This window comes from Sphingopyxis sp. (genome assembly GCF_035250425.1).
GTDB lineage: Bacteria > Pseudomonadota > Alphaproteobacteria > Sphingomonadales > Sphingomonadaceae > Sphingopyxis.
Genome location: NZ_DATFFD010000060.1, coordinates 1 through 21101, shown reverse-complemented (window position 1 = coordinate 21101; position 21101 = coordinate 1). Strand labels below are relative to the sequence as shown.

At 65.7% G+C, this 21101-nt stretch carries 18 protein-coding genes and 1 tRNA gene; 7 read left to right on the top strand and 12 right to left on the bottom strand.

The genetic code is table 11. The features are described from left to right. From VJ811_RS03755 to VJ811_RS03740, 4 genes are all read right to left on the bottom strand, one after another. The coding region (locus VJ811_RS03755; protein ID WP_324070938.1) for a TraB/GumN family protein at nucleotides 1-825 on the bottom strand (825 nt) is incomplete at its 3' end. Between the two features lie 64 nt (nucleotides 826-889). Further along, complete coding sequence (locus tag VJ811_RS03750) at nucleotides 890-1315, bottom strand: hypothetical protein (protein ID WP_324070937.1); 426 nt, start codon at nucleotides 1313-1315, stop codon at nucleotides 890-892. After that, nucleotides 1308-1520: a helix-turn-helix transcriptional regulator gene (locus tag VJ811_RS03745; RefSeq protein WP_324070936.1), complete on the bottom strand. Its 213-nt coding sequence runs from the start codon at nucleotides 1518-1520 to the stop codon at nucleotides 1308-1310. The genes VJ811_RS03750 and VJ811_RS03745 overlap by 8 nt, the downstream gene beginning before the upstream one ends. 236 nt (nucleotides 1521-1756) lie before the next feature. Next, nucleotides 1757-2083, bottom strand: a complete 327-nt coding sequence (locus VJ811_RS03740) for a UrcA family protein (protein ID WP_324070935.1) — start codon at nucleotides 2081-2083, stop codon at nucleotides 1757-1759. A 277-nt stretch (nucleotides 2084-2360) separates the two neighbouring features. Here VJ811_RS03740 and VJ811_RS03735 point away from each other — a divergent pair, with 277 nt between their 5' ends. From VJ811_RS03735 to VJ811_RS03705, 7 genes are all read left to right on the top strand, one after another. Continuing rightward, complete coding sequence (locus tag VJ811_RS03735; protein ID WP_324070940.1) at nucleotides 2361-3242, top strand: glycine--tRNA ligase subunit alpha; 882 nt, start codon at nucleotides 2361-2363, stop codon at nucleotides 3240-3242. 130 nt (nucleotides 3243-3372) lie between these two features. After that, nucleotides 3373-5685 carry a glycine--tRNA ligase subunit beta gene (gene glyS, locus VJ811_RS03730; protein ID WP_324070934.1) on the top strand — a complete coding sequence of 771 codons (2313 nt, stop codon included), beginning with the start codon at nucleotides 3373-3375 and terminating at the stop codon, nucleotides 5683-5685. 27 nt (nucleotides 5686-5712) lie between these two features. Beyond that, on the top strand, nucleotides 5713-6174 hold the full coding sequence (locus tag VJ811_RS03725) for a hypothetical protein (RefSeq protein WP_324070933.1): 462 nt from the start codon (nucleotides 5713-5715) through the stop codon (nucleotides 6172-6174). 86 nt (nucleotides 6175-6260) lie between these two features. Further along, the gene (ppdK, locus tag VJ811_RS03720) at nucleotides 6261-8924 is read left to right on the top strand and encodes a pyruvate, phosphate dikinase (protein WP_324070939.1); all 2664 of its coding nucleotides are present in this window, start codon (nucleotides 6261-6263) and stop codon (nucleotides 8922-8924) included. 16 nt (nucleotides 8925-8940) lie between these two features. Next, complete coding sequence (locus tag VJ811_RS03715; RefSeq protein ID WP_324070932.1) at nucleotides 8941-9516, top strand: DUF1214 domain-containing protein; 576 nt, start codon at nucleotides 8941-8943, stop codon at nucleotides 9514-9516. A 1-nt stretch (nucleotide 9517) separates the two neighbouring features. Continuing rightward, nucleotides 9518-10045 (top strand): DUF1254 domain-containing protein, encoded by a 528-nt coding sequence (locus VJ811_RS03710; RefSeq protein WP_324070931.1) that lies wholly within the window; start codon nucleotides 9518-9520, stop codon nucleotides 10043-10045. A 44-nt stretch (nucleotides 10046-10089) separates the two neighbouring features. Next, a tRNA-Arg gene (locus VJ811_RS03705) sits at nucleotides 10090-10166 on the top strand. A gap of 60 nt (nucleotides 10167-10226) precedes the next feature. On the opposite strand, the gene cobA is transcribed toward VJ811_RS03705, so the two are convergent. From cobA to VJ811_RS03665, 8 genes are all read right to left on the bottom strand, one after another. Next, nucleotides 10227-11006: a uroporphyrinogen-III C-methyltransferase gene (gene cobA, locus VJ811_RS03700; RefSeq protein ID WP_324070930.1), complete on the bottom strand. Its 780-nt coding sequence runs from the start codon at nucleotides 11004-11006 to the stop codon at nucleotides 10227-10229. Beyond that, nucleotides 10996-13593, bottom strand: coding sequence for a molybdopterin-dependent oxidoreductase (locus tag VJ811_RS03695; RefSeq protein WP_324070929.1), 2598 nt, complete (start codon nucleotides 13591-13593; stop codon nucleotides 10996-10998). Before VJ811_RS03695 ends, cobA begins: the two co-directional genes overlap by 11 nt. Further along, nucleotides 13593-13934 carry a nitrite reductase small subunit NirD gene (nirD, locus tag VJ811_RS03690; protein WP_324070928.1) on the bottom strand — a complete coding sequence of 114 codons (342 nt, stop codon included), beginning with the start codon at nucleotides 13932-13934 and terminating at the stop codon, nucleotides 13593-13595. The genes VJ811_RS03695 and nirD overlap by 1 nt, the downstream gene beginning before the upstream one ends. Next, a complete protein-coding gene (gene nirB / locus VJ811_RS03685) occupies nucleotides 13931-16408 on the bottom strand; it encodes a nitrite reductase large subunit NirB (RefSeq protein WP_324070927.1) in 2478 nt (825 codons plus the stop codon). The genes nirD and nirB overlap by 4 nt, the downstream gene beginning before the upstream one ends. Next, nucleotides 16408-17610, bottom strand: a complete 1203-nt coding sequence (locus tag VJ811_RS03680; RefSeq protein ID WP_324070926.1) for a hypothetical protein — start codon at nucleotides 17608-17610, stop codon at nucleotides 16408-16410. Before VJ811_RS03680 ends, nirB begins: the two co-directional genes overlap by 1 nt. A gap of 3 nt (nucleotides 17611-17613) precedes the next feature. After that, nucleotides 17614-18849: a nitrate/nitrite transporter gene (locus tag VJ811_RS03675; protein ID WP_324070925.1), complete on the bottom strand. Its 1236-nt coding sequence runs from the start codon at nucleotides 18847-18849 to the stop codon at nucleotides 17614-17616. Between the two features lie 259 nt (nucleotides 18850-19108). Continuing rightward, entirely contained in the window at nucleotides 19109-20320 is a 1212-nt protein-coding gene (locus VJ811_RS03670) for a CmpA/NrtA family ABC transporter substrate-binding protein (RefSeq protein WP_324070924.1), read from the bottom strand. Next, complete coding sequence (locus tag VJ811_RS03665) at nucleotides 20317-20898, bottom strand: ANTAR domain-containing response regulator (protein ID WP_324070923.1); 582 nt, start codon at nucleotides 20896-20898, stop codon at nucleotides 20317-20319. The genes VJ811_RS03670 and VJ811_RS03665 overlap by 4 nt, the downstream gene beginning before the upstream one ends. Nucleotides 20899-21101 lie beyond the last annotated feature (203 nt).

Below are 21101 nucleotides of genomic sequence, written 5' to 3'. Positions count from 1 at the left end.
CGGCTGATCCATCCGTGCTTTCAGCTGATCGGCCCAGCGGGCGTTGCGATCCCACAGCAGCGTCGCGGCGAGTTCGGGGGTCGCGGCCAGGCTTTCGTTCATCGTCACCGCCAGCGCATCGGGATCGCCCTTCGCCCACTGTCCGACCATCTTGTCGAGTTGCGGCCCCAGCTTGTCGAGATCCTTGACCACCGAATTCAGGAAGGCGATTTGCTGGATTTCAGGCAGCGTATCGAAAAAGCCCAGCTGTTGGCTCAGGGTTTCAAGGCCCGCCACGGGCTTGCCAGATTTTTTGGCCGAGGCCGTCAACAGCTTTTCGACACCCTGTTCGGGATCATAGCCGAGTTTGGTGAGCGGCAGTACCGACAGGGTGATCGCAGGAAACCAGGGTTCGAACATGTCGAACTGCGCCGGCGCTATTCCAAGGCTCGCCAGCGCGGCCTGATAGGCCTTGAGCTGTTCGGCATCGAGGCGCGACGAAAGCGTCTTTCCGCTCTGATCGATCGCCAGCGGCATCATTTCTTTCGCCATCGCCGCCTGATCGTCGGGCATGACAATTTCGAGCATCAACTCGTCGGATTTGTCGAACGCCGTCTTCACCGCCTCGTCGAACCAGCCGAGACCGGGTTTGAGCACATGGACGGTGCCGAAGAGATAGATCGTCGTGTCCTTGTCCTTGACGACCCACAGCGCGGGGTCGGCGTCGGTTGTTGCGGGCGCCGCCGCGGCGGCCGGCTCGGCGGCATGGGCGGCCGGAAGCATCGCTGACGGCGAGAAGGCGACGATCGCGCAGGTGGTGGCAAGCTTCTTCAACAAGGTTTTCATCGGGAAATCACTTTCGTTACGGGCGCTTATGGCCGGATCGGACCGGGAAGGGGAGCGAAAAATCTTAGCGGTATTTCAGCCACAGCCAAACGATGGCGTTGACTGCGAGCGCACCTCCGAACAGCAGCATGACATCGGGCGCGGGCGCCATGCTCGCGCGGTGCAGCACCCACCACGTCGGCGCCGACAGCGTGAATGAGTACCATGCGGCCAAACCCGCCCACAGATAGGCGCGCTCCTCATGATCATCGACCGCGCGATGATAGATGGCGAGGCTGACGACCATGCCGACGACCCAAAGGATCGCGGCGCCTGCGGCGAAACCCGGGGTCAGCGGCGCATTGCTGAATATCGTCAGCCCGTCGCCGGTTTCGCCGCGCTGCATCACCGCGCCGAGGACGACGCCAACCGCCAGCGCCAGGCCGAGCCCCGTCGCATAGCGCTTGCGGCGCGGCGACATCGGGCGTTTCATGTTCCGGGTCTCAGTCATCGTGGTTTCCTTCGTGGCCGTCATCGAATATCTCCTCGATCGGCATTTCGAACAGCCGCGCGAGTTTGAAGGCGAGCGGCAGCGACGGGTCGTATTTCCCCGTTTCGATCGCATTCACCGCCTGCCGCGAAACATCGAGCCGGTCGGCGAGTTCCGCCTGGCTCCAGTTCCGCATCGCGCGCAACACTTTCAATTTGTTGTTCATCGGCGCCTCGCCAGCATTTCCATCCGAAGGATCATGGCCTTCCCATAGCGCATCAAAATGGCGGGGAAGGGAATTTTTGTCCGGTCGTTCGCGATGGTCGGGGTTGGGGCGACAGGGTCGGATCGACATTCGCGGGGGCAAGAGACTGGAGCGCCGTCATCGGAGAGGACGCTCCAGCCCAAGTCGCCAGCCGTCACCGGGGGGCACGGCGCGAGCGAAGCCGTCATTTCCGTCGCTTAGCGGGCAGCGCTGATCATCAGCAGAGCAAGTTTGGTGCCACCCTGCGACTGCGCGATCGCGCGCTCGGCCAGCGGCTCAGCCTGCGCAAGCGCGGCCGAAACGCACGCCGCGCGGCGGCTGTTCTCCGCGGTGCCACGAAGGCCGGTGTAGCAAACGCTGCGCGCGGCGCTCTTCAGTCGGGTGTTCAGCTGAATGCGATCGGCCGCGCGGCTCAGGTTGAGGTCGTCGATGCGGACGGCGGCGGCCTTGTCTTCGGCCTGCGCTGTGGCGGGCACGGCGGCAGCGGTGAGCGAAAGGGCGAGGATCAGCGTGCGGGTCGTCATGGCTATTCTCCTTGGACTGACGGGGTCTTGGTCAACTCAACCTGTCTTCATGTCAGGCATGCATGACTATATGTCGTGATTCGCTGACTATGTCAATAACACCTTACAAAAAGTTCTGGAAACATGACTAAGTCGCGCATTTTCGCGCCGTGACGAACGGCGGGGAGCCTTGACCAGCCGCCGCCGCTGGGCCAATGCGGCGGCGATTTTTTGCACCTGCGAAGGAATACCGGCAGTGGCCGACGGGGCGGACAAGACACCACTCAGCTTTCAGGACATGATCCTGACGCTGCACGCCTATTGGGCGGCGCGCGGTTGCGCGATTCTGCAGCCTTACGACATGCGCGTCGGGGCGGGGACTTTTCACCCTTCGACGACGCTGCGCAGTCTCGGCCCCGAACCGTGGAACGTCGCTTACGTCCAGCCAAGCCGCCGCCCGACCGACGGCCGCTATGGCGAGAACCCCAACCGCCTCCAGCATTATTACCAGTATCAGGTGATCCTGAAGCCGTCGCCGGCCGATCTGCAGGACCAATATCTGGGCTCGCTCGCCGCGATCGGCATCGACCCGTTGCTCCACGACATCCGCTTCGTCGAGGACGACTGGGAATCGCCGACGCTCGGCGCGTGGGGGCTGGGCTGGGAAGTCTGGTGCGACGGCATGGAAGTCACCCAGTTCACCTATTTCCAGCAGATGGGCGGCTTCGACTGCAAGCCCGTCGCGGGCGAGCTCACCTACGGGCTCGAACGCCTCGCCATGTATATCCAGAATGTCGACAATGTGTACGACCTGCGCTTTTCCGACGCCGTCGGCGACGTTGCGGCGGTGAGCTATGGCGACGTCTTCCTCGAGAATGAAAAGCAGTTCTCGAAATGGAATTTCGAGGTCGCCGACACCGACACCTTGTTTGCGGGCTTCAAGGCCGCCGAGGCCGAATGTAACCGCGCGATCGAGGCTGGCGTGCCGCTCGCTGCATATGATCAGGCGATCGAGGCGAGCCATCTCTTCAACCTGCTCCAGGCACGCGGCGTGATCAGCGTGCAGGAACGCGCCAATTACATGGCGCGCGTCCGCGACCTCGCCAAAGGCAGCTGCAAGGCGTGGATCGACAGCCAGTCCGAGCGCTGGACCGCTAAATATCCGGGATGGACGCTGTGACCGTGGGCTCAATAAATAGGGACAGTCCCTCAATAAATAGGGACAGTCCCTATTTAATTTTCGTGCGCGCGTGCCGCGCCGTCCGTTTGCGATTAAATAGGGACTGTCCCTATTTATTGAGGGGTGCGCAGTGACCGACTTTCTTCTCGAACTGCGCAGCGAGGAAATTCCGGCGCGGATGCAAGCTGGCGCGCGCGTTGAACTGGAAAAGTTGTTCCGCGCGCAATTGAGCGCCGCGGGCCTCGAAACCGGCGACCTCACCATCTGGTCGACCCCGCGCCGCCTCGCGCTGATTGCCAAGGGCTTGCCCGGGGCGACCGCCGCGGTCAGCGAAGAACTCAAAGGCCCGCGCAGCAGCGCGCCGCCGCAGGCGCTCGAAGGCTTTCTCCGCAAGACCGGCTTGACGCAAGACCAGCTCGAAGACCGCGACGGCGTCTATTTCGCCGTGATCGACAAGCCCGGCCGCGCGACTGCCGAGGTGCTCGCCGAGGCGATCCCTGCGATCGTCCGCGCTTTCGCCTGGCCCAAGTCGATGCGCTGGGGCAAGGCAAGCGCGAGCAGCGAAAGCCTGCGCTGGGTCCGCCCGCTATCGGGCATCGTCGCGATCTTCGGTGAAGAGTTGATTCCGTGTGAAGTTAGCGGGATTTCCGCGAGCTACGCGACGCACGGCCACCGCTTCCACTGCCCGGGCGAGATCACCATCGGTTCGGCGTCCGACTATGCAGAGAAGCTGCGTGCCTGCCACGTCATCGTCGATCATGAAGAACGCCAGACGATCATCCGCGACGGCGCCGCAAAAGCCGCGGCCGATGCCGGGCTGACGCTCGTCGAGGACGAGGGGCTGGTGATCGAGAACGCCGGCCTCACCGAATGGCCGGTGCCCTTGCTCGGCCGCTTCGACGAAGCGTTTCTGGAGGTGCCGCCCGAGGTCATCCAGCTGACGGCGCGCGTGAACCAGAAATATTTCGTCGTGAATGATGCGAGCGGCAAACTCGCCAACGGTTTCGTCTGCACCGCGAACATCGACGCGATCGATGGCGGCGCCGAGATCGTTGCGGGCAACCGCAAGGTCCTCGCCGCGCGCCTCTCCGACGCGCGCTTCTTCTGGGAACAGGACCAGAAAAAGACGCTCGCGCAGCACGCCGAAAAGCTGGCGAACATCACCTTCCACGAAAAGCTTGGGACCGTCGCCGACAAGGTCGAGCGCGTCGCGAAGCTGGCGCGCTGGCTGGTCGAAGAAGGCATCGTTACAGGCCGTACCGGCACTGAGCAAACGTCGGCGCCAGACAGCTCTGGACCCCGGCCTTCGCCGGGGTACACGGAAGAATTGGCAGAACAGGCCGAACTCGCCGCGCGCCTCGCCAAGGCCGACCTCGTTACCGAAATGGTCGGCGAGTTTCCCGAACTGCAAGGCCTGATGGGCGGCTATTACGCCCGCGCCGAAGGCTTGCCCGATGCGGTCGCCGACGCGATCCGCGATCACTACAAGCCGGTCGGGCAGGGCGACGACGTGCCGACGGCGCCAGTGACGGTGGCTGTGGCGCTGGCGGATAAGCTCGACACGCTTGTTGCTTTTTTTGCCATCGGTGAACCTCCGACCGGATCGAAGGATCCCTTTGCACTTCGGCGCGCAGCGTTATCGATGATCAGGATCGTCCTCGAAAATGATCTTCGAACAAACGTCAACACGCTTACGAGTCTAGCCGCGATTGAACTCATACCTCAGATTGCCACCGCACGAATGGCCGGCGTTATTACGAGCGATCTCGAAGCCCTGGGGCGAGCAAATTTGATCGGCCAATTTGACCGCAAAGAATATGTAGAAAAGCTGCGTCGCGATACGGAAGAACCCGACTATGTCGCGACGCTGCATCGAGACATTTACAGCGTGCTGCCATTTGTCGCCGACCGCCTCAAGGTCCAGCAACGCGAAGCCGGCGTCCGTCACGACCTGATCGACGCGGTGTTTGCGCTCGGCGGCGAGGATGATCTTGTTCGCCTGCTCGCCCGCGTGAAAGCGCTCCAGGCGTTCATGGCGACCGAGGACGGCGCCAATCTGCACGCGGGATACAAGCGTGCGGCGAATATATTGAAGCAAGCCAGTGTTCCGGCGGAAGCCGGAACCCAGGGCGGGGCAGCACCGGCGCTGGGGCAAGACGCCCCTGGGCTCCGGCTTCCGCCGGAGTGCATGACGGATGTGGATAGGGCTTTGCTTGCCGCCCTCGACGCTGCCGAACCCGCCGCCTCCGCCGCGGTTGCCGAGGAACGTTTCACCGACGCAATGGCCGCGCTCGCCTCACTCCGCGCCCCGATCGACGCCTTCTTCGACGGCGTCATGGTCAATGACCCCGACGAAACGGTCCGCGCCTATCGCCTTGGCCTGCTGTCGCGCTTCACCGGCGCGGTGCATGGCGTCGCCGACTTCTCGAAGATCGAGGGATAGGCGCAGGCGCGCGCGGGAAGGGATGCCATGAACGAAACGCATCTCGTCTGGATCTTTGCGGTCGGCTTTCCGCTGTTCTTTGCTGCGATGTGGCTGCTTGTCACGCGCGTCCTGTCGTTTGTGGGATGGTCCAAATATCTGCCCGCCTTCGCATGGGATCGCCCGATCCCCGCCGACGCAGAGCGCTTTTCGTGGGCGACGATGGTCATCGGCCGCTTTCCGGGCGGGGTCAGCTACAAGAATGCGATGAACGTCTGGCTCGACCAGCGCGGCATCTATCTTCGCCCGCCGCTCTTCTTTCGCCTGTTTCACCCGCCGCTGCACATCGGCTGGGACCAGATCGCGGCGATCGAGCCGCGCAAGACGCTGTGGATCAAGGCCTGGTCGCTCGGCTTTCGCCGCGACGTGCCGATCCTGACCTTTAGCGGCGGCGCGGGGCAGGCGATTTTCGATCATTGGCAGGCCCGTCATGGAGGCAGGCCAGCCTGACACCGCAAAAGCAAAACTGAGTCGACCCGGTTGCGGATCGAACCTATTCCCCGCCCACCTCCTCCCCGGGGCAGCAGGAGCATATGATGACGAATATGGTGCATTTGTTCGGCGGCGCGGCCACGACGGCCGAACGCTCGAAGGAATTGCTGGGCGGCAAGGGGGCTAACCTCGCCGAAATGGCCTCGATCGGCCTGCCGGTGCCCCCGGGCTTTACGATCACCACCGACGTCTGCACCGCCTATTATGCCAATGGCGAGCAATTCCCTGCGGGTCTGATCGAAGAGGTCGCCGCGGGCATCGTGCATATTGAGGGGATCACCGGCAAGAAGTTTGGCGACCCCGCCGATCCGCTGCTCGTCTCGGTCCGTTCGGGCGCGCGTGTGTCGATGCCGGGGATGATGGACACTGTTCTCAACCTCGGGCTCAACGACCGCACCGTTGTCGGCCTGTCCGACGCGTCGGGCGATCCGCGCTTCGCGTGGGACAGCTATCGCCGCTTCGTACAGATGTACGCCGACGTCGTCATGGGGCTCGACCATGCCGAGTTCGAGGAAGCGCTGGAAATCGCCAAGGAAGACAGGGGTTTCTACCTCGACACCGAGATGTCGGCTGAAGCCTGGCAGGCGCTGGTCAAGGAATATCAGGCGATCGTCGAGCGCAAAACCGGTGCGCCGTTCCCGCAGGAGCCGAACGACCAGCTGTGGGGCGCGGTCGGCGCGGTGTTCGCGAGCTGGGAAAGCGACCGCGCGAAGGTCTATCGCCGCCTGAACGCGATCCCGGCCGAATGGGGCACCGCGGTCAATATCCAGGCGATGGTGTTCGGCAATATGGGCGACACCTCGGCGACCGGCGTTGCCTTCACCCGCGACCCCGCGACCGGCGAACGCGCCTGGTATGGCGAATGGCTGATCAATGCGCAGGGCGAGGATGTCGTCGCGGGCATCCGCACCCCGCAGTACCTCACCAAGATCGCGCGCGAAAAGGCGGGCGCCAAGCCGGCGTCGATGGAAGAGGCGATGCCCGAGACCTTTACCGAGCTCGGCCGCGTCTTTGATACGCTCGAGACGCATTATCGCGACATGCAGGACATCGAGTTCACCGTCGAACGCGGGACGCTCTGGATGCTGCAAACGCGGTCGGGCAAACGCACCGCGAAGGCGGCGCTCAAGATCGCGGTCGACATGGCGGCCGAGGGGCTGATTTCCGAAGAGGAAGCCGTCGGCCGCGTCGATCCCGGCGCGCTCGACCAGCTGCTCCACCCGACGCTCGATCCGAAGGCGCCGCGCGACGTACTGACCAAGGGGCTTCCCGCAAGCCCCGGCGCGGCGTCGGGAAAGATCATGTTCACTGCCGATGGCGCTGAAAAGGCGGCCGAAATGGGCGAGGCCGTGATCCTCGTCCGCGTCGAAACTTCGCCCGAAGACATTCACGGCATGCACGCCGCAAAGGGCATCCTGACCGCGCGCGGCGGCATGACGTCACACGCGGCGGTCGTCGCGCGCGGCATGGGGCGCCCGTGCGTCTCGGGCGCCGGCGGGCTGTCGATCGACGGCGCGGCGCGCGTGCTACGCGTCGGCGGACGTGAACTGCGCGAAGGTGATATCCTGACGCTCGACGGCTCGACCGGCGAAGTGATGGCGGGCGAGGTTCCGACCTTGCTGCCCGAGCTGGTCGGCGATTTCGGCACGCTGATGGTCTGGGCCGACAAGGTACGCCGCATGAAGGTGCGCGCCAACGCCGAAACGCCCCAAGATGCTCAAGTCGCGCGCGACTTCGGCGCCGAGGGCATCGGGCTTTGCCGCACCGAGCATATGTTCTTCGACGCCGCGCGGATCACCGCGGTGCGCGAGATGATCCTCGCGGACAGCGAAGCCGGCCGCCGCGCCGCGCTCGCGAAACTGCTCCCCGAACAGCGCGGCGATTTTGCCGCGATCTTCGGGGTAATGGCGGGGCTGCCGGTCACCATCCGCCTGCTCGACCCGCCGCTCCACGAATTCCTGCCGACGCGCGAGGAAGATTTCGCCGATGTCGCCGCGGCAGCGGGCGTCGGAATCGAGGCGCTCAAGGCGCGCGCCAACGAGCTGCACGAGTTCAACCCGATGCTCGGTCATCGCGGATGCCGCCTCGGCGTCACCTATCCAGAGATCTACGAGATGCAGGCACGCGCGATCTTCGAGGCGGCGTGCGATGTCGCCGCCGAGACCGGCGCCGCGCCGATTCCCGAAGTGATGATCCCGCTCGTCGCGACGCGCCGCGAGTTCGACCTAATGAAGGCGGTCGTCGACGCGCAGGCGAAGGCGGTGTTTGCCGAAAAGGGCCGCGAGATCGCCTATCTCGTCGGCACGATGATCGAACTGCCGCGCGCCGCATTGATGGCGGGCGAGATCGCCGAGACCGCCGAATTCTTCAGCTTCGGCACCAACGATCTCACGCAGACGACGATCGGCATCAGCCGCGACGACGCGGGCCGCTTCCTGACGCAATATGTCGACAAGGGCATCTTCCTGACCGACCCGTTCGTCAGCCTTGATGTCGAGGGCGTCGGCCAGCTGATCGAGATCGCCGCCGATCGCGGGCGCAAGACGCGTCCCGACGTCAAGCTCGGCATCTGCGGCGAGCATGGCGGTGATGCGCCGAGCATCCATTTCTGCGAAAAGACGGGTCTCGACTATGTCAGCGCATCGCCGTACCGTGTCCCCATCGCCCGGCTCGCGGCCGCTCAGGCTGCGCTGAAAAAGGGCAAATAACCCGGGGGACACCGTCATGAAGAGCTGGCACCGCTATACGATCACTTTGGTGGGCGGACTAGCGGCGGGGCTCGGCGCGGCGTGGGCGCTCACCGGCGGCGGGTTGCGCGACGGCGGGATTGCCAACGGGCCGTGGACGACCTCGCTCGGCTACGGCACCAAGGCGACCGATCCGATCACCCGCGCGGCGGTGGCGCGCGCGGGTCTGCTCGCGCTTCCCGCAAAGGAAACCGTCTATTGGGCGGCGAAGAACGACGCCGCGGGCGCGCCGCTCGACGGCGATTGCCGCTATAGACTGTCGGGGACGCCGCTCGACGCGCGCTGGTGGAGCGTCACTATCTATGACGAAGCGGGCTATCTGGTCGCGAACCCTGCGAACAGTTGGTCGGTGAACGGCGCCAATGTTGCGCTCGATGCCAAGGGCGAATGGCGCGTCACGATTGCTCCGACAAAGCCCGCAGAGGGCGCGTGGTTGCCCGGGACGAAAGGCCAGCCCTTCCATCTGACTTTGCGCATGTACAATCCAGGCAAGGCGTTCCGCGCCAATCCCGCGAAAGCCGTGCTCCCGCAAATCGTGAAGGAGGGCTGCTGAGATGCGCAACTGGCTCGGCCCGCTCGCCTTCGGCCTCGTCGTCGCAGTCGCCACCGCCTGGGCGGCGATCTGGGCGATTCCCTATGGCCTGATGAATGTCGCGATCGAGCGGCTGGGGCAGGGCGGCGTCAACACCATGTCCTATGGCAACCTCGCGACGCCCGAGCGCCAGCCGGTCGTGCGGCCGAGCCCCGATCTCGCTTATTCGAGCTGTCCTTATGACCTGTCAAAAGGACCGGTTGCCATCAACGTGGTGCCAACGCCCGGTCGCTACAGCTCGCTTAGCATCTTCGATGCCGCGACCGACGTGATTTTCGTGCGCAACGATGTGGAGGCGGGCGGCAAGCCGTTTCGAATCATCGTTGCGCGCGCCGGGCAGACGGTGCCGAAAGGCGCCGAGGTCGTCCGCACGAACCATGATCATGGCATCGCGCTGATCCGTCTTTTGTTGAAAGAGCCTGCGGAAATCGGCGGGCTCGACGCGATCCGCCGTCAATCGTCGTGCGGAACGGTCACAAAGCTGAAATAGGGGGTTGCGCCCTCGCGCGACGGGTCTTAAAGGCGCCTCTCCACGCACCCGTAGCTCAGCTGGATAGAGCATCAGACTACGAATCTGAGGGTCGGACGTTCGAATCGTTCCGGGTGCGCCATTCCTTTCCTGACAGGTCCTATATCGTCGAAAGCCTGCGCCGAGTTCCGGTGCGCAGGCGCTATAACGCACTGTCAGCAGTCGTCGCGCAGGCCTTTGCCGGCGGGGCGAGCATGACGGCGGCCCCGACGAGGATAAGCGTCGGCGCGTCGTTCGCCAGCGCGCGCGTCGCAAGGCCGAGCAGGTCGAGACGTGTCGTGAGCCGCTGTTCGTCGGCGCGGCTCACGTTGCACGCGATCATGACCGGCATGTCGGTCCGCATGCCCGCGCCGATGAGACCGCGGGCGATCTCGGGCGCCGCGTCGCGCCCCATGTAGAAGGCAAGGGTCGATCCGCAGCCCGCGAGCGAGTGCCAGTCGACATCGAGCGCCGCGCCGCGGCGGCTGTGCGCGGTGACGAAACGGACGTCGCGTGCGACGTCGCGGAGCGAGAGTGATATTTTCGCCGACGCAGCGGCGGCGCTCGCTGCGGTGATGCCCGGACACACGAAAACGGGATAGCTGGCTGTGTGTACGGCGGCGATTTCCTCGGTCGAACGGCCGAATAGCGAAGGATCGCCGCCCTTCAGCCGGACGACGCGCTTGCCCGCGGCGGCGGCAGTCACCAGCATCGCGTCGATCTCTTGCTGATTCTTCGAATGGCGACCCGAACGCTTGCCGACACTGACGCGCTCGGTGCTCGCGGGAATGAGGCTCAGGACGTCCGGGCCGACGAGGGCGTCGTGAAAGACGATGTCGGCGCTCTCGATGAGGCGGATCGCCTTGCGCGTCAGGAGGTCGGGGTCGCCGGGACCGGCGCCGACCAGCCAGACCGTGCCGGGGCGGAAATCGTCAGGCTGCATTGCTCGTCTCCTCGGCCAAAATGCGCGCGAGCGCGGGGCGGCACGAGCCGCAATTGGTGCCCGCGCCCAAGGCTCCGCCGATCGCGGCGACATCGGCGAGGCTCTGGTCGCGGATCGCGGCGGCGATCGTCTTCAGCCCGATATCGAAGCAGACGCAGATGATCGGTCCGCGGTCGGCTTGGGCGCCCGGCGCGCGGCCGGCGAGCAGCGTCGGCGCGACGTCGGGGGCAGAAAGCTGGGCGATCAGCCAGTCGCGCGGCGGAAGCTCGCCACTTTCGGTCACGAACAGCGCGCCGGCGAGGCGCCCGCTCGCAATGACCGCGACGCGCCGCGTCCCGCGCCCCGCATCCTGCGCCTCGACCCGTTCGCCTTTGGGGAGCAGCGCCTCGATGGCGCGCAGATCGCCGTTGCCGGCAAGTTCCCACAGGACGCCCGACGGAACGGCGACGCGCGTCGCCCACAGGCATTCGGGCGCCGCCGCCAGCTCGTGCGCGAGCAGCAGGAAGCCGCGCCAGCGCGTCGTCACGGCTTCGATGCTCGCCGGCGTACGCTTGAAGCCCGGCTGTCCCGACACGGGGTCGACCAGCGGGCGCGGGAGCAGGCCGGTGCGGCCGCTGCTCGACGTCCGGTCGGTCCAGTGAATGGGCACGAACAATTCGCCGGGGCGCTGTCCGCCCGAAAAGGCGACGCGGTAGACGCTGTCGCCCCGCGGCGTCGCCACGCGCGCGAGCCCGCCGTCCGAGAGGCCAAGGCGGGAGCCGTCATCGGGGTGAACCTCGACGAGCGGCTCCTCGCGGTGACGCGCCAGCTTTGGGGCGAGGCCGGTACGCGTCATACTGTGCCATTGGTCGCGATACCGCCCGGTGTTGAGCGTCAGCGGCCATTTTTCGAGTGCTTCGGGAAGCGGCTTCTGCGCGACTGGCACCAGCCTTGCGCGGCCATCGTCCGTCGGAAAGCGCCCGTCGGCGAATATCTGTTCGCCGCCCCAGCGGAACGGCGCCATATCGTCATAGGCGGCGTTGCCGCCCTGCGCTGCGTGGGGGAGGGCGAACAGCCGGCCGCCGTCATTGTCATAGGTCGACAGGCGGCAATGCTCGCGCCAGATGTCGGCGGGCCGGTCGTAGGAAAAGGCGGTTTTCCACCCCATGCGCCGCGCGATTTCCTTGACGATCCACCAGTCGGGCATGGCTTCACCTGGTAGGGGGAACAGCGCGCGCTGGCGGCTGATCGTGCGATCGCTGTTGGTGACGGTGCCGTCCTTCTCGCCCCAGGCGGCGGCGGGCAAGCGGACATGGGCGAAGGTGCCGGTGTCGGTCGCTTCAATCACGTCGCTGACGACGACGAAGGGGCAGGTCGCGAGCGCCTCGCGGACGCGGCCGGCATCGGGCATCGACACCGCGGGGTTGGTCGCCATCACCCACAGCGCCTTGATGCGCCCCTCGCCGACCGCGCGGAACAGATCGACGGCCTTGAGGCCCGGCTTCTCCGCCATCGCCGGCGCGGCCCAGAAGCGCTGGACGCGGTCGCGGTTTTCGGCCGCGAAATCCATATGCGCGGCGAGGGTCGAGGCGAGCCCACCGACCTCGCGCCCGCCCATCGCGTTGGGCTGGCCGGTGATCGAGAAGGGCGCGGCGCCGGGTTTTCCGATGCGTCCCGTCGCGAGATGGACGTTGATGATCGCATTGACCTGATCGGTGCCCGCGGTCGACTGGTTGATCCCCTGGCTGAACAAAGTAACGGTGCGCGGGGTCGCGGCGAACAGTTCATAGAAACGCCTGAGGTCGGCGGCGGGCACGTCGCAGGTGCGCGCCACCGACCACAGGTCGTTCCCCTCTCCAAGCTGGTCCCAGAAATCCTCCGGCACCGCGACATGCGCGGCGAGATAGGCTTCGTCGATAGCGCCCGCCTCGTGGCAATATTGCAGCAGGCCGTTCATCAGCGCGACGTCGCTCCCCGGGTGGACGGGAAGGTGCAGGTCGGCCTCTTCGGCGGTTTCGGTGCGGCGCGGGTCGATGACGACCAGCTTCGCGCCAGCCTCGCAGCGCGCGCGGATGCGCTGATAAACGATCGGGTGGCACCAGGCGGTGTTCGACCCGACCAGTACGATCAGGTCGGCGGCATCGAGATCGTTGTAGGTCGCAGGGACGACATCCTCGCCAAAGGCGCGGGTGTGGCCGGCAACTGCGCTCGACATGCACAGCCTTGAATTGGTGTCGATGTTCGCGGTGCCGATGAAGCCTTTCATCAGCTTGTTGGCGACATAATAATCCTCGGTCAAAAGCTGGCCCGAGACGTAGAAGGCGACGCTGTTCGGCCCGTGGCGCGCGATCGTCTCGCGGAACTTCTTCGCCACGAGGTCGAGCGCCTTGTCCCAACTCGCACGCTTGTTGCCGATCATCGGATGAAGCAGGCGGCCCTCCAGCCCGACGGTTTCGCCGAGGTGGGTGCCCTTCGAACAGAGCCGTCCGCGGTTCGCGGGGTGGTCGGGGTCGCCCGCAATCTCCACCTGCCGCGCGCCGGTGACGGTCGCACGAATTCCGCAGCCGACGCCGCAATAGGCGCAGGTGGTGCGGACGGCTTCGTTCATCAGGCGGCCGCCTTCAGCGTGCTCGCGCGGCAGATGAGGACGCGGCCGCCGTCGATCTTGACCGGCACGGTGGGCGTGCAGCCCTTGTCCTCGCCGAGCGCCTCGCCGGTCGACAGGCTGATCCGCCAATTATGCAGTGGGCAGGCGACCGCGCCGCCGTGGACGATGCCCTGGCTCAGCCGGCCATGCTTGTGCGGGCAGCGATCGAGCAGCGCGAAGACCTTGCCCTCATTTGTGCGGAACACAGCGATGTCGTCGCCGCCCGCGACCTGTACGGTGCGGCTGCCGCGCACGGGGATTTCATCGACCCAGCCGATGTCGAGCCATTCGGGGGTCGTCATGCCAGTTGCTCCTGCGGAATGAAGCGCGCCATCGGCGCATGATGTTCGGCCTCGGCGCCCTCGGCGCGCTGCGCCCAGGGGTCGTCCTGCGAAAAACTTTGCGAATAAAGGAAGCGCGCGCGCAGCGCCTCGCGGCCCGCGGCGTCGTCGACGATTCGCGTTTTCACATGTTCGATCCCGACGCGCTCGATCCACGGCGCCGTGCGCTCGAGATAGCGCGCTTCCTCGCGGTAGAGCTGGATGAAGGCGGCGCAATAATCCATCGCCTCCTGCTCGGTCGCGACCTTGCACAAGAGGTCGGTCGCGCGGACATGGATGCCGCCATTGCCGCCGACATGGAGCTCGTAACCGCTGTCGACGCAGACGATGCCGAAATCCTTGATCGTCGCCTCGGCGCAGTTGCGCGGGCAGCCCGACACCGCGATCTTGAACTTGTGCGGCATCCAGCTGCCCCAGCTCATCCGTTCGATCTTGACGCCGAGCCCTGTCGAATCCTGCGTGCCGAAGCGGCACCATTCGGACCCGACGCAGGTCTTCACCGTGCGCAGCGCCTTGCCATAGGCGTGCCCCGACACCATCCCGGCGGCATTGAGGTCGGCCCAGACCGCGGGCAGATCCTCCTTCTTGATCCCGAAGATGTCGAGCCGCTGGCCGCCGGTGACCTTGACCATCGGCGCGTCATATTTCTCGACGACATCGGCGATCGCGCGGAGTTCGGTGGGGTTGGTGAGCCCGCCCCACATGCGCGGGACGACCGAGTAGGTGCCGTCCTTTTGGATGTTGGCGTGCAGTCGCTCGTTGACGAAGCGGCTCTGCTGGTCGTCGACATAATCGCCTGGGAGTGCGCAGAGCAGATAATAGTTGAGCGCCGGACGGCATGAGGAACAGCCGTCGGGGGTCGTCCAGTGCAACTGCTGCATCACTTCGGGGATCGAGCGCATGCCCTGCGCGACGATCTCGCGGCGCACATCGTCGTGGCCGAAGCTGGTGCATTTGCACATCGTCTTCGGTCCGGCCTGCACGTCGTCGCCCAATGTCAGCGCGAGCAGGGTTTCGACGAGGCCGGTGCACGAACCGCAACTCGCCGACGCCTTGCAGGTGCCGCGCACCGCGTCGAGGCTGCGCGCGCCCTTGGCGATGCAAGACACGACCTGACCCTTGGTGACGCCGTTGCAGCCGCAGATTTCCGCATCGTCGGAAAGCGCCGCAACGGCAGCCTTAGGGTCCGCGGCGCCTCCTCCCGAGGCGAAGGCTTGGCCAAAAATGAGGAGGTCACGGAGGTCGGAGACGTCCTCCTGCTTCTTGAGGAGGTCGAAATACCAGCTGCCATCGGCGGTATCGCCGTAGAGCACCGCGCCGACGATCCGGTCGTCCTTGACGATGACGCGCTTGTAGACGCCGCGGCTCGCGTCGCGCAGCACGATGTCCTCGCACCCGTCGCCGCCCGAAAAATCGCCCGCCGAAAAGACGTCGATGCCGGAAACCTTGAGCTTGGTCGAGGTCACCGATCCGCGATAGCCCGTCGGCTGTTCGACGAGCCCGTCGGCGAGGCTGCGGCACATGTCCCATAAGGGCGCGACGAGGCCGTAAACCTGCCCGTCATGTTCGACGCATTCGCCGACCGCGAGAACGGCGGGGTCGCTCGTCACCATATGGTCGTCGACCTGGATCCCGCGGCCGACCGCGAGGCCGGCGTCGCGCGCGAGCGCGACCGAAGGGCGGATGCCGACCGCCATCACGACGAGGCTGGCGGGAATCAGCGTCCCGTCCTTGAGCTTTACCCCCTCGACCCTGCCGTCGCCGACGATCTCGGCGGTGTCGGCGCCGGTCAGGATCGTCTGGCCGCGGCCTTCGAGCGCCTGCTTGAGCAGCCAGCCCGCTGCTTCGTCGAGCTGGCGTTCCATCAGCGTCGGCATCAGGTGGATGACGGTGACCTTCATGCCGCGCAGGCTCAGGCCGTGGGCGGCTTCGAGTCCGAGCAGGCCGCCGCCGATCACCACCGCATCGCCGCCGGCTTCGGCTGCGGCGAGCATCGTGTCGACATCGTCCATGTCGCGAAACGCGATCACGCCGGGCAGGTCCTTGCCGGGCACCGGGATGATGAAGGGGTCGGAGCCGGTCGCGATCAGCAGCCGGTCGTAGCGTTCGGTCGTGCCGCCGCGCGTCGTCACCGTCCTGGCCGCACGGTCGATCACGACCACCGGATCGCCCGCGACCAGCGCAATGCCGTTCGCCGCATACCATTCGGCATCGTTGATCACGATGTCGTCGAAGCTCTTCTCGCCCGCGAGCACGGGGGAAAGCATGATGCGGTTGTAATTGACGCGCGGCTCGGCGCCGAAGATCGTCACGCGGTAACGCGCCGGATCGCGGGCGAGCAGTTCCTCGACCGCGCGGCATCCGGCCATGCCGTTGCCGATCACGACCAGATGGTCGCGCGTGTCGGCGTCGGTCTTGATGGGGCGGTGTTCCATTAAATCGTCCAGTCCAGTTGCAGCCAGATTTTGTCGGTGTCGGTGGCGAAGGTGTCGGCGTTGTAATGCGCGTAGCGGGCGGCCGCGGTGACCTTGCCGAGCTTCGCGCTCGCGAGCAGGTTGATCTCGTCGCCATAGGAGCGGTCCGCGCGGTCGCTGCGATAGTCGTGATAGGCCGCCTGCAGCGTCACGGCCTTAAGCGGCCCAACCGCCGTCCAGCCCCAGCCGGCGCTGGCGTACAGATCGCGCACGCCATCGGGCGGGGTGACGAGGAATTTGTCTGCCCAGCCTTGGAATTTGAAACCCGTCGCGAGCGGAGTCTGGAAGCTGGTGAGCGCGATCCCCTTGTCGGCGCCGAGTATCTCGTACCCGACGCCGACGCGGGGACCTCCGAAATCGATCGCTACATCAGCCAGATAATAGTCGGCGCTGTAGTTATTTGGATTACGGTGCCAGTCGGACTGGCGCGCATAGCTCAGCTGGTAAGCGATCTTCGCCTTGCCGACAGCCTGCGATCCGTCGAGGCGAGCGCCATAGCTTTGGCTCGACATGCGAAAACCTTGCATCGCCACCTCGTCCTGATCGACGAGATAGGCAAAGGTGGCGAGCTTGCCGATCGGGGTCTGGGCGCCGAGGTTGCCGAAGATATTGTCACCCGATACCGCCTGTTGCCGCGCGCCGGCACCTTCGATGCCCCAGATCGTCCGCACGCTCCACGCATAGGCGAGATCGGCCTTCACGCCCTTTACGGGCGTGATCTCGGCGCGCACGGCGTCGAAGCTCTGACCGTTCTGGCGAAAGCCGACGCTGCCGACGAAGCGCTCGTCGTCGAAGCCGAGCCGCTGACGCCCCGCGGTGAGCGCGAAGACGGGCGACGCATAGCGGATTTGCGCGCGGGTGAGGGCGATATTGTCGGGGTCGGCGATCAGCGGACGGGTGGCCGCGCCGTGGAGTCCGTCGAAATAGTCATCGACGATTGCCAGATTGCCTTGCCCCTCGACCAGCGCCGACCAGCTGCCCGTCTTGGCCTCTACCCCGGCGCGGACGCGTAGCGTCAGCGCCTCGGCATCGGCGGGCAGACCGTCCTGATCGACCTGCTCATAGCGGAGGCGCGCCTCGCCTATCGGCTTCAGGACGATGTCTTGTGCCTGCGCGACCCCGGCGGGCGCGAGCGTGGCCAAGAAGATGAGGGTGCGCGTCATCGATCAGATCCGCACGCCTTCGGCGGCGCCCCAGGTCCGGCGCCATTGACCCTTGACGAAGAGCAGCGCGACGAGCGCGACCACCGCGAGCCCGGCGAAGATGTAGAAACCGGGGGCGAAAGTGCCCGCCCATTGCTTGGCGAAGCCGAGCGAGGAGGCAAGGTAGAAGCCGCCGACCCCGCCCGCCATGCCGACCAGCCCGGTCATCACGCCGATTTCGGCTGAAAAGCGCTGCGGCACGAGCTGGAAGACCGAGCCATTGCCCGTGCCGAGCGCGAGCATCGCGATCACGAACAGGCCAAGCGCGGCGGGCAGCGTGTTCGCCTGGGGCACCCCGGCAATCGCCAGCGCCGCGACGACGAAGACCATCATCAGCGCCTTGACCCCGCCGATCCGGTCGGCAAGCGCGCCGCCCATCGGCCGCACGAGCGAGCCGGCAAAGACGCACGCGGCGGTGCAATAGCCCGCCATCACCGGGGTCAGGTGAAACTGGTCGGTGAAATAGATCGGCAAGGATGCCGCGAGTCCGACGAAGCCGCCGAAGGTCACGGCGTAAAAGCCCATCAGCCACCACGCATCGGCGGTCTTGAGCGGCTCGAAATAATGCACCAGCTTTTTCGGCGCGGGCGCGTTCGGCGCGTCCTTCGCCATCGCGAGATAGACGAAGAAGACGATCGTCAGCGGAATGCACGCAAGGCCGAGCACGGCGTTCCAGCCGAACAGCTTGGCGAGGCCGGGAGCGAAGAGCGCCGCGAGCACAACGCCCGAATTGCCCATGCCCGCGAGCCCCATCGCCTTGCCCTGATGCTCGGGCGGATACCAGCGGCTCGCGAGCGGCAGCGCGATCGCGAAGCTCGCCCCCGCGAAGCCGAGGATGATGCCCAGCGCCAGCGTGCCGGCGAAGCTCGAAACCCCCATTGACCATGCGGTGAACAGTCCGGCGATGACGATCAGCTGGCTGATCGCACCCGCCCGCTTCGGACCGATGCGGTCGACGAGCAGGCCGTTGACGACGCGCAGCAACGCGCCCGCGAGCGTCGGCACCGCAACCATCAGCCCCTTTTGCGCCGGGGTGAGCCCGAGATCTTCGGAAATGGCGGGGGCGAGCGGCCCGAGGATGACCCACACCATGAAGGCGAGGTCGAAATAGAGAAAGGCAGCGACCAAAGTCGGCCAATGTCCGCTAGCCCAGAAACTCGATTTTGTCCCGGCGCCGGCGCCGTTCATCATGTCCGTCATCGTCCGTCCCCTTGTGCGACGGGCAATAAAAAAGCCGCCAGGACGGCGGCCACGCGGGCGCATCCTGACGGCTTCATTGCCTGTTGGAGTGCAGGGAAAGGCTCCCTGCCTGCCGCGCGGACCGGCCCCGTCGTTGGAGCCGTAGCCGCTTTATCCTGCCCCGGCAGCGTCGCCGAGTGCGTTTAAACTGCCTGATTCGCAGATGGCACGCAACCTGTTATTTCGCAGGTGCAGCATAAATTCGAATGCAAGAATAAACCTAGCTAAAATCAGCCAGATAGCCTTGAATATCGTCGGGATCGAAGGCGCGGCCATCGAAAAAGCGGTCGCTGCCGAGGACAAGGCGGCCCTGCGTCGACCCGGCGCCGAGGGGCTCGCCGATCCCGCCTTCGAGCTTTGAACTGGCGCCGGGAAGCGGCGCGCCCGATCCGGCCAAAGCGGCGCGATAAACGTCGGGGCGGAACACCGCGGCGGCGGTCGCGGCATCGGCGGCCGAATAGTCGGCCCGGTCCCACCGAAGCATCTGCGAATAGAGCCACGCGGCCTGGCTGCGCCACGGGAAATTCGCCGCTTCGCGATATTGGAACATGAAGTCGGGATAGTGGATCGGTTCGCCGCCGGGAACGAGGCGGATGTGGTCGGTGATCGCGCGCAGCACCGCGTCGCGCGAGGCGCCCAGATATTCGGGCCGCGCCAATATGTCGGCGCTTTCTTCCGCCGTGCCAGGTTCGACGAAATGCGCGGCGGCAGCGTGGAGTGCGCGCAGCAGTGCTTCGACCGCGTCGCGCCGCTCGTCGATGACGGCCTCGCGCAGCGCGAGGACTTTTTCGACCCCGCGGCGCCAGATCTGTGCGGTGGCGAGCGCGATATGACCGACGCCGCGTTCGACTGCGATTGAGTTCCACGGCTCGCCGACGCAGATGCCGTCGACCTCGCCCGCCGCGAGCGCATCGGCGGCAAAGGGTGGGCTGGTGACGACGATCTCGACATGGGTATCGGGGCGGATGCCCACCCCCGCCAGCCAGTATCGCAGCATGTAATTATGGCTGGAATAGCGATGCACGACGCCAAAGCGCAGCGGCTTCCCCGCTATTTTGCGCGCCGCCGCCACGCGCTGCAATGCTGCTCCTATCACGGTCGGGTCGCCGAGCGTGTCGCCGAGCCCGACATCTTTTGCGAGTGCCGTCGAAAAGGTGACCGCATTGCCGTTGAGCCCGAGCACGAAGGGCACCGCCATCGGCACTGCGGGCCGGTCGCGGCCGAGTGCGGTCGCGATCGCGAGCGGCGCGATCATATGCGCCGCGTCGGTATGGCCATAGAGCAGCCGGTCGCGCACCGTCGCCCAGGTCATGTCGCGGACCAACTCGATGTTTATGCCTTCGCGCGCGGCAAATCCCAGTTCGTGCGCGAGGATGGGCAGCGCGGCGTCGACCAGCGGCAGGAAACCGATACGGAATGTTTCGGCGGTCATTCCATGTCTCCCAAGAGCGCGTCGCTTGTCACGATCGCCTCGGCGATCTCGGCGATCCGGCGGTTGGTGCGCATCGCCTGTCCGCGCAGCAGCGCGTAGGCGGCGGGTTCGTCGATCGCGCGCCGTTTCATCAGAATAGCCTTGGCGCGATCGATCGTCGCGCGTTCGACCAACGCATTCTTCGCTTCATCGAGCTCGCGCTGGAGTCGCGAAAAGGCCTGGAACCGCCGGACTGCGAGATCGATGACGGGCTTGATCCGCTGTTTCGACAATCCGTCGACAACATAAGCGGAGACGCCCGCGTCGATCGCCGCGCCCGTCGCCTCGGCATCGCTCTGGTCGACGAACATCGCGATCGGCCGGGCGAGCGCGCGCGACATCGCGAAGAAATCCTCGAGCAGGTCGCGGCTGGGATTTTCCAGATTGACCAGGATGACTTCGGGCTTGGCCGCTTCGATTTGCGCGACCAGCGCCCCCGCCGGATCGATCAGCACCAGATCGTCGAGCCCCGCGTCGCGCAAACCATCGGAGATGATCGCCGCGCGCGTCGTGCTGGTGTCGATGATCGCGATCCGCATGGCGGCGCCTTTACGGTGTGGCGTTCGAAACCGCTAGAGGGATCGTGTTTCGAGCGAGCAAGCTAGGGTCAGGACCCATTAATTGCACGATCGAGGCGTCGAAATGGCGAAGATATTGGGTTTGGGTGGCCGCAGCGGGTAGCATCGCTACCCGCAAGGTCGCGCGGACCCAAGATCGAAGCCATTTCGGCGTCCCTTCGGGA

Coding starts and splice junctions, on each gene's coding strand:
- VJ811_RS03750 (WP_324070937.1), bottom strand. CDS start 1,315: ATGACTGAGACCCGGAACATGAAACGCCCGATGTCGCCGCGCCGCAAG.
- VJ811_RS03745 (WP_324070936.1), bottom strand. CDS start 1,520: ATGAACAACAAATTGAAAGTGTTGCGCGCGATGCGGAACTGGAGCCAG.
- VJ811_RS03740 (WP_324070935.1), bottom strand. CDS start 2,083: ATGACGACCCGCACGCTGATCCTCGCCCTTTCGCTCACCGCTGCCGCC.
- VJ811_RS03735 (WP_324070940.1), top strand. CDS start 2,361: ATGATCCTGACGCTGCACGCCTATTGGGCGGCGCGCGGTTGCGCGATT.
- VJ811_RS03725 (WP_324070933.1), top strand. CDS start 5,713: ATGAACGAAACGCATCTCGTCTGGATCTTTGCGGTCGGCTTTCCGCTG.
- ppdK (WP_324070939.1), top strand. CDS start 6,261: ATGACGAATATGGTGCATTTGTTCGGCGGCGCGGCCACGACGGCCGAA.
- VJ811_RS03715 (WP_324070932.1), top strand. CDS start 8,941: ATGAAGAGCTGGCACCGCTATACGATCACTTTGGTGGGCGGACTAGCG.
- VJ811_RS03710 (WP_324070931.1), top strand. CDS start 9,518: ATGCGCAACTGGCTCGGCCCGCTCGCCTTCGGCCTCGTCGTCGCAGTC.
- cobA (WP_324070930.1), bottom strand. CDS start 11,006: ATGCAGCCTGACGATTTCCGCCCCGGCACGGTCTGGCTGGTCGGCGCC.
- VJ811_RS03695 (WP_324070929.1), bottom strand. CDS start 13,593: ATGAACGAAGCCGTCCGCACCACCTGCGCCTATTGCGGCGTCGGCTGC.
- nirD (WP_324070928.1), bottom strand. CDS start 13,934: ATGACGACCCCCGAATGGCTCGACATCGGCTGGGTCGATGAAATCCCC.
- nirB (WP_324070927.1), bottom strand. CDS start 16,408: ATGGAACACCGCCCCATCAAGACCGACGCCGACACGCGCGACCATCTG.
- VJ811_RS03680 (WP_324070926.1), bottom strand. CDS start 17,610: ATGACGCGCACCCTCATCTTCTTGGCCACGCTCGCGCCCGCCGGGGTC.
- VJ811_RS03675 (WP_324070925.1), bottom strand. CDS start 18,849: ATGACGGACATGATGAACGGCGCCGGCGCCGGGACAAAATCGAGTTTC.
- VJ811_RS03670 (WP_324070924.1), bottom strand. CDS start 20,320: ATGACCGCCGAAACATTCCGTATCGGTTTCCTGCCGCTGGTCGACGCC.
- VJ811_RS03665 (WP_324070923.1), bottom strand. CDS start 20,898: ATGCGGATCGCGATCATCGACACCAGCACGACGCGCGCGGCGATCATC.